Here is a 7,621-nt window from a genome sequence, read left to right on the forward strand (position 1 = left end):
CGCCGCCGCGACCGCCGCCGGCAAGCTCGACCAGGCCGCCAGCTTCGTCGACAGCCAGATCGCCGCCGCCAAGGCCGGCGTGGCGTCGGCGGCTTCGGCCGTGCCGCCGGTGTCGGCCAGCGACGTGGCCTCGGCCGCCCAGGCGCATCTCAAGCAGGCCGCCACGGCCGCCTTCGGGCTGGCCGCCTCGGCTGCCGGCACGGGCCTGGAGACGGCCGGCCGCAAGCTCCAGCAATGGAGCCGCGACCAGGGCGCCTCGTCCGCGGATACCGAAAAATCCGCGAATCGCTGAGGCTGCGCTTGCCGGCCGGAATAAATGTAACTATGATGAGCACACTTTGTCGCCGAGACGGCCGCGCGATCACGCGGCCGGTTCACCGAGCATGAATACGAGCAGCCGGTTCGCTTTCGCCGTGCATGTGCTGACCTTGCTGGCGCAGCAGGAGGGCGTGCCGCTGTCGTCGGAGTACATCGCCGGCAGCGTGAACACCAACCCGGCGCTGATCCGGCGCCTGACCTCGATGCTGGCCGCCGCGGGCATCACCACCTCGCAACTGGGGGCCGGCGGCGGCGCGCTGCTGGCGCGCGAGCCGGGCTCGATCACGCTGCTGGAGGTGTATCGCGCGGTCGACGACGGGCAGTTGTTCGCCCTGCATCGCGAGGCGCCGAACCCCGATTGCCTGGTGGGGCGGCATATCCAGGGCGTGCTGACGGTCTATATCGACGATGCGCAGCGCGCCATGGAAGCCTCGCTGGCGCGGCGCACGGTGGCCGACGTGATGGCCGACGTGCTGCGCGAGCACGAGATGCGGCAGGACGGATAGCGGGAAGCCGGCGGCCGGGCCGCCGGTGGGCAGGATGCAGTTCGGGCAGTGCCGAGGTACGGGGAGCCGATCCCCGCTTTTTTTTGCCATTAAATGTAATTGAATCGATTACATATCACCCTGAGGATCAAGCAAATGACGCAGAAGACTTTGAACATCGCGCTGTTCGGCGCATCGGGCGGCATCGGTTCGCGGATCGCGGCGGAAGCGGCGCGCCGCGGGCATCGCGTGACGGCGCTGTCGCGCCGCGCCGGTGGCAGCGAAGGCAATATCACGGCGAAGACGGCCGACCTGTTCGATGCGGCCAGCGTGGCGGCGGCGCTGCAAGGGCAGGACGTGGCGGCGAGCGCCTACGGCCCGGGCGGCGGCGACGCGACCCAGGTGCCGAAGGCGGTCCGCGCGCTGGTGGACGGTGCGCGCGCGGCCGGCGTCAAGCGCCTGCTGGTGGTGGGCGGCGCCGGCTCGCTGGAAGTCGCGCCGGGTACGCAACTGGTGGATACCGAAGGTTTCCCGGATGCCTACAAGCCGCAGGCGCTGGCCCATCGCGAGGCACTCGGCTACCTGCGCGGCGTGAACGACCTCGACTGGACCTTCTTCGCGCCGGCCGCGCTGATCGCGCCGGGCGAGCGCACCGGCACCTTCCGCACCGGCACCGGCAAGCTGATCAGCGACGCCGAGGGCAATAGCCGGATCTCGAGCGAGGACTACGCGGTCGCCTTCGTCGATGCGATCGAGCAGGGGCAGTTCGTGCGCGAGATCGCCACAGTCGCGTATTGAGCGAGGCGGGCGGGGAGGGCGGGGAGGGCGAGGCGGGCGGCACCGGCTCGTGCCTGCTCGCCGTCCTCGCATGCGGTCCGTCGCGGCGGCCCGGCCGGCTCCGTATTTACCCCGGTCGACGTCGCGAATAAGTTTTCATAATGTTCCCCGTGTAGCATCCAGCGTAGAAAAATTTTCTATACCAACAGGAATGGGGAAATGGACCACATCGATCGCAAATTGCTGGAACTGCTGCAGACCGATGCGACGCTGCCGATCGCCGAACTCGCGCAGAAGGTGAATCTGTCGCAGACGCCTTGCTGGAAACGGATCCAGCGTCTCAAGGACACCGGCGCGATCCGCGCCCAGGTGGCGCTGTGCGATGCGCGCAAGCTCGGCGTGGGCACCACCGTGTTCGTCGCGGTGCGCACCAACCAGCACACCGAGGAGTGGGCGCGCAGCTTCACCCAGGCCGTCTGCGACATCCCCGAGGTGGTCGAGGTCTATCGCATGAGCGGCGAGACCGACTACCTGCTGCGCGTGGTGGTGGCCGACATCGCCGACTACGACCGCGTCTACAAGCACCTGATCCGCAGCGTGCCGCTGTTCGACGTCAGCTCCTCGTTCGCGATGGAGCAGATCAAGTACTCGACCGCGCTGCCGGTGCGCACCGAGCTCGCGCCGGCCTGAAGGCCGCGCGTAGAATGAGCCCTTTCGATCGTCCGCCGCGAGGCGGCCACAGACCATGAGCGAGCAGCGCAGGAAGAACCCGGTACGCGGCGTGTCGGTGATGATCGTCGTGATCGTGCTGGCGGTGATCGGCACGGTGCTCTACAACGCGATCTCCGAGAAGCGCGCCTACGACGCCGAACATGGCGCGGCGCCGGGCGCGGCCGCCTCGGCGCCGGCTTCGGGCGCCTCGGGCGGCTGAAGTCCGAAAGGCCCGGCACGACGCCGGGCCTTTTTCCATCGGTGCCGCTTCCCCCGCCTCAGGCCGGCAGCCGGATCAGGCTCGCGTCCTTGCGGATCAGCAGCGAGGAGGCCAGCATCTGCTTGCACTGGTGCGCCAGCACCTTCAGGTCGTGCGCCAGCTCCGAGCCCACCTGGCTCGACTTCTCCGCTTCCACCACCATCGAATCGAGATCGCGCGAGAGCCGCTTGGTCAGCTCGGCCTGCCCGGCGGGCGGCGGCATGCCGGCCTCGGCCTGCTGGAGATGCTCGCGCACCTGCGCGAGCCCTTGTTCCAGCGCCGCGTAGGCATCGGGCGCGCCCTCGCCGGTGGCGCTGCGCAGCAGGGGCGCGGCGGCCGTGATCTGCGCGCCCAGCACGTGGGCCTGCACCAGCAGGTCGTTGAGCTCGGGCACGAAGCGCTGGTGCGCCTTGGGCTCCAGCATCATGCGCTGGAAGGCCTGGCCCAGGTTGGCGAAGGCGATGTGCACGTTCTTGCGCGCGAGGCGATACGGGTAGTCGCTCTCGAGCGGCGAGACCTTGCCGGACTCGGCCGCGGCCGCCACCGCCTGCACCACCGCCGCGCCGTCGGCGGCGGCCACCGAGGGCGCCGCCGGCGCACCCTGGCCGCGCCCGACCCGCCAGGCCGCCTCGAAATACTTGCGGGTGGTGCCCAGCACCTCGGCCACCAGCTTGCCCATCGCGCGGTATTCCCAGTAGGGGAACAGCCGGCTCGCGGCGATCGCGATCATGCAGCCCACCACCGTGTCGATCGCGCGCTCGCCGATGATGCGCATGCTGCCCGGCGCGAGCAGGTGGAACATCAGCAGCACGTAGGAGGAGGTGAACACCACGCTGGCCGCGTAGTTGAACAGCAGCAGGCTGTAGCTCATCACCATCGAGCCGAACATGATCGCGATCAGCAGCGCCGGCGACTTGACCGTGTAGATCAGCGCGATGCTGATCGCGCAGCCGAGCAGGGTGCCGACGATACGCTGCGCGTTGCGCTGCTTGGTCAGCGAGTAGCCCGGCTTCAGGATGATGATGGTGGTCATCACGATCCAGTAGGCATTGGTGAGCGGCAGCAGCCGCCCCAGCCAGAACGCCAGCGCCACCGCCACCGTCACGCGCAGCGCGTGGCGGAAGCTCGGCGAGCCGAGGTTGAGGTTGGAGAAGATCAGCATCGGCGAGACGCGGCGGCGCTGCAGGAAGCGCGCCAGGGTCTGGTCGATCTTCAGCTCGGTCTTGCTGGTGTCGGGCGTCTCGGCGAGCGCGCGGCGCATCTTGTCGATCAGGCGCGTGGCGCTCCAGATGCGCCGGAAGGTGGCCAGCACGGCCGCGTAGGCCTCGGGGTTGGTCTGCGCGAAGTTCTTCTTGCGCATCAGCTCGATCTCGTACTCGATCGCGCGCAGCTCGGCCTTCACGCTGATGCGCGGCTGGCTCGCGCGATTCTCCAGCACCGCGAGGCCGACCGTTTCGAGGTCGGAGGCGGCCTTGCGGATCAGGTCGCGATAGAACAGCAGCATGTCCGAGCCGCCGAAGGTGCTGCGCACCAGCGGGTAGTCGGTATGCGCGCCGACGAACATCTCGTGCAGGTCGACGCTGTTGATGAACAGGTTGAACATCATGGTGCGCGCCGGGTCGAGCTTGCCGTGGCGCAGCTTGGGCAGGTTGCGCAGCACGATGTCGCGCGCGGTTTCCTGCGATTCGACCGCCGCCACCTGCTTGATCACCAGGTTGCGGTAGCACTCGTCGAGATCGGCATCGGGATCGTAGAAATCGGCGCGCGCGAGCAGGTAGCCGGACAAGGCGAACAGGCTGTCGGCCAGCGCCTGCTGCTCGATGCGGCGCGCCTGCCAGCGCGACACCAGGGTGGCCCAGTAGGTGTACCAGAGGCCGCCGGCGAGGATCCAGGCCGCGTTGACCAGCGCCTCGAGCGGCGTGAAGCTGTCCTCCAGCGTCATCACCATCATGAACAGGGTGGCGAAGCTGATCTGCGGCCAGCGGTTGCCGTACACCACGATCAGCGACAGCACGAAGGTGAGCGGCACGATGGTCAGCCACAGCGCGAAGATGTTCGGCGTGGCCAGGCCGGTGGCCAGCGCCGACAAAAAGCCGATCACGCTGCACGCGAGCATTTCGTTGTGCTTGTACTTGAGCGGGCCCGGCATGTCGACCACGCAGGCGCCCAGCGCGCCGGTGGCGATGGTGAAGCCGAGGTCGCGTTCGTGGAACACGATCAGGCAGAGCACGGCCGGCAGGGACACGCCGACGGCGATTCGCAGGCCGCCGAAGAAATACTGGCTGTACAGGAATTTCCTGATTTCGATCGAATAGCGCATCGAGGACGGGTTGAGGAAACGGCGCGGGGGGACGGACGAGTCTATCGTATTTCCCCGGGCCGGCCGTCTGGCCGTTCTCCGAATATCCGGGCGCGGGCGCGTTTGCTATCCTTGGCGCTTCCTGCGCGGTGTCGTGCCGCGCCTCGTCCGTTGCGCCGCCTGCATGCTCCATCTCTTCTTCTCGAACCGCCACGAAACCCTCGCCGATGCGCTGATCGAGCATCTCGCCTCGCATCCGGGCGCGGCGGGCCCGTGGGCGCGCCAGCAGGTGATCGTGCCGAGCGCGGCGCTGCGGCGGCGGCTCGAGCTCGACATCGCCGGGCGGCACGGCATTTGCGCGAACCTCGAGTTCAGCTACCTGGCGCAATGGCTGTGGACGCAGATCGGCCAGGTGCTGCGCGTGCCGCCGCGCTCGCCGTTCGCGCCGGACCGGCTGGTGTGGCGCTGCTACCGGCTGCTGTCGGAGGCGGTGGAGGTTGAGGGCGAGGACGGCGCTCATGGCGGTCTCGACGAAGCTGGGGCAGCGCACGGCGCGGCGCCCTGGCTCGCCTCGCCGCGGCTCGCGGCCTACCTGGCGGCGGCCGATGCGCCGATGCGCTACGAGCTGGCGCATCGCCTCGCCTCGGTGTTCGACCACTACCTGACCTACCGGCCCGAATGGCTGGCGGCCTGGCGCGACGGCGGCTCGATCTTCGCCTTGGAGGGCACGCCTTCGCGCGGCGCCGAGGCCGCGCGCGACGACGAGCACTGGCAGGCCGCGCTGTGGCGCGCGCTGGTGGCCGAGCTTGCCGAGGACGGCGAGCCGCCCGCGCATCGTTTCCTGCGCGAGGCGCCCGCGCTCGCGCCCGACGCGCGCACGCTGGCCGCCTGGCCCGATGCGGTCAGCGTGTTCGCGCTGCCGACCATGCCGCCGCTGCACGTCGCGCTGCTGCGCGAGCTGTCGCGCTGGATCGACGTGCGGATCTACGCGCTCAATCCCTGCCGCGAATTCTGGTTCGACATCGTCAGCGCCGCGCGCGTCGAGTCGCTCGACGCGGCCGGCCAGCTCGACTACCAGCAGGTCGGCCATCCGCTGCTGGCCGAGTGGGGGCGCCAGACCCAGGCGCAGCTGCACATGCTGCACGAGCTGACCGAAACCGCCGCCGCCACCGATGCCGCGCAATACGACGGGTTTGCCGGCGACACCTGGCTGGCGCGGATCCAGAACGCGATCCTCGACCTGCAGCCCGAGGCCGAGCTGGGGCCGCCGCCGGCCGAGCGCGGCATCGAGGTGCATGTCTGCCACGGCCTGGCGCGCCAGCTCGAGGTGCTGCACGACCGGCTGCTGGCCGCCTTCGCCGAGGATCCGACGCTCGCGCCCTCGGACGTGCTGGTGGCGGTGGCCGACCTGGCCGCGGCCGGCCCGCTGATCGACGCGGTGTTCGGCACCGCCGCCTCGCAGGAGGCCGCGCGCGTGCCGTACCGGATCACCGGGCTGCCGCCCTCGCAGGCCAACCCGGTGGCGCGCGTGCTGCTCGACTGGCTGGCCCTGCCCGATCGCGAGGTGGGGGCGCCCGAGCTGGTGGAGTGGCTGCGCGTGGACGCGGTGGCGGCCCGCTACGGCATCGACGCGGCCGCTTTGGAGACCGTGCAGACCTGGCTCGCCGCGGCCGGCGCGCGACGCGGGCTGGCGGCCGCGAACGATGCCGCGGGCGGCGCGGTGGACGGCGACGCCGTGCCGGTGCGCCGCCACACCTTCGCCGATGCGCTGGCGCGGCTGTTCCTCGGCTACGCGATGCCGGACGGCGCGGCACCGGTCGGCGCCTATCTGCCGGTGGACGGTCCCGAGGGCGGCGAGGCCGAACTGCTGGGCCGGCTCGCGCGCTTCACCGACGATCTCGACTGGTTCGCCGGCCGCATCGCCGGCGAGGAAACGCCCGAAGCCTGGGGCGAGATCTTCGCCGATGCGCTGGCGCGTTTCTTCGATTCGGGCGCGGCCCATGCGGACGCCTTGTCGGGCGTGCGCGACGCGCTCGACGCGCTGGTCGCGACGATCCGCGAGGGCGCGCGCGACCTGCCGGTGCCGGCCGCCGTGATGCGCGCCGGTTTCGCCGCCGCGCTCGACGATCCGGCGCGCGGCGGCGTGCCCTGGGGCGGCGTGACCTTCTCCTCGCTGACCAGCCTGCGCGGTCTGCCGTATCGCGTGGTCTGCCTGGTCGGGATGGACGACGGCGTGCTGCCGAGCCTGGCGCGCGCCGACGAGTTCGACCTGATGGCGGTGTTCGCCAAGCTCGGCGATCGCCAGCGCCGCGACGACGAGCGCAACCTGTTCCTCGACCTGCTGCTGGCCGCGCGCGACCGGCTGCTGATCACCTACACGGGCCGCAGCATCCGCGACAACGCGCCCTTGCCGCCGGCCGCCCTGGTCGACGAACTGCTCGACTACGTGGCCGAGGTCACGGCCGGGCCGGGCGCGGCGCCGGCCGCGATCGAGGCGGCGCGGCGCGCCTTCGTGATCGAGCATCCGCTGCAGCCGTTCTCGGCCGACTACTTCGAGACCGGCGGGCGGCTCTATTCCTACGACGCCGAACGCGCCACGCTGGCCGGCCAGCTCGCGCGCGGCGCGACCGAGGACGTGCCGCCGTTCTTCGCCGCGCCGCTGCCGCCCGAGCCCGAGGCGCCGGTGGCCTTCGGCGACTTCGAGCGCTTCTGGCGCCATCCGGCGCGCGCGCTGCTGCGCGACCGGCTCGGCGTCGCGCTGTTCGACGCGCA

General features: G+C 70.6%; 6 protein-coding genes and 1 pseudogene. 6 read left to right on the plus strand and 1 reads right to left on the minus strand.

Annotated features, from left to right (window positions below):
* The 5 genes and pseudogenes from F3J18_RS34260 to F3J18_RS34280 form a co-directional block, all read left to right on the plus strand.
* Positions 1–292: pseudogene (locus tag F3J18_RS34260) on the plus strand (hypothetical protein); the annotation flags it as partial.
* 91 nt (positions 293–383) lie between these two features.
* Positions 384–824, plus strand: coding sequence for an Rrf2 family transcriptional regulator (locus F3J18_RS34265; protein ID WP_013697201.1), 441 nt, complete (start codon positions 384–386; stop codon positions 822–824).
* 135 nt (positions 825–959) lie between these two features.
* A complete protein-coding gene (locus F3J18_RS34270; RefSeq protein ID WP_025099728.1) occupies positions 960–1,601 on the plus strand; it encodes an NAD(P)H-binding protein in 642 nt (213 codons plus the stop codon).
* 198 nt (positions 1,602–1,799) lie between these two features.
* The gene (locus F3J18_RS34275) at positions 1,800–2,270 is read left to right on the plus strand and encodes an Lrp/AsnC family transcriptional regulator (RefSeq protein ID WP_013697203.1); all 471 of its coding nucleotides are present in this window, start codon (positions 1,800–1,802) and stop codon (positions 2,268–2,270) included.
* Positions 2,271–2,325: 55 nt separating this feature from the next.
* On the plus strand, positions 2,326–2,511 hold the full coding sequence (locus F3J18_RS34280) for a hypothetical protein (protein WP_013697204.1): 186 nt from the start codon (positions 2,326–2,328) through the stop codon (positions 2,509–2,511).
* 58 nt (positions 2,512–2,569) lie between these two features.
* Here F3J18_RS34280 and F3J18_RS34285 read toward each other — a convergent pair whose 3' ends face one another.
* A complete protein-coding gene (locus F3J18_RS34285) occupies positions 2,570–4,870 on the minus strand; it encodes an FUSC family membrane protein (protein WP_025099729.1) in 2,301 nt (766 codons plus the stop codon).
* Positions 4,871–5,033: 163 nt separating this feature from the next.
* Between F3J18_RS34285 and recC the strand changes: the two genes are divergently transcribed.
* A partial coding sequence (gene recC / locus F3J18_RS34290) for an exodeoxyribonuclease V subunit gamma (protein WP_166916531.1) occupies positions 5,034–7,621 on the plus strand: 2,588 nt, incomplete at its 3' end.

The sequence above is a fragment of the Burkholderia sp. Ax-1720 genome (assembly GCF_011753035.1).
Taxonomy (GTDB): domain Bacteria; phylum Pseudomonadota; class Gammaproteobacteria; order Burkholderiales; family Burkholderiaceae; genus Burkholderia; species Burkholderia gladioli.

Excerpts from the sequence above, each read along its gene's own strand:
- F3J18_RS34265 (WP_013697201.1), top strand. The coding sequence starts at position 384 with ATGAATACGAGCAGCCGGTTCGCTTTCGCCGTGCATGTGCTGACCTTG.
- F3J18_RS34270 (WP_025099728.1), top strand. The coding sequence starts at position 960 with ATGACGCAGAAGACTTTGAACATCGCGCTGTTCGGCGCATCGGGCGGC.
- F3J18_RS34275 (WP_013697203.1), top strand. The coding sequence starts at position 1,800 with ATGGACCACATCGATCGCAAATTGCTGGAACTGCTGCAGACCGATGCG.
- F3J18_RS34280 (WP_013697204.1), top strand. The coding sequence starts at position 2,326 with ATGAGCGAGCAGCGCAGGAAGAACCCGGTACGCGGCGTGTCGGTGATG.
- F3J18_RS34285 (WP_025099729.1), bottom strand. The coding sequence starts at position 4,870 with ATGCGCTATTCGATCGAAATCAGGAAATTCCTGTACAGCCAGTATTTC.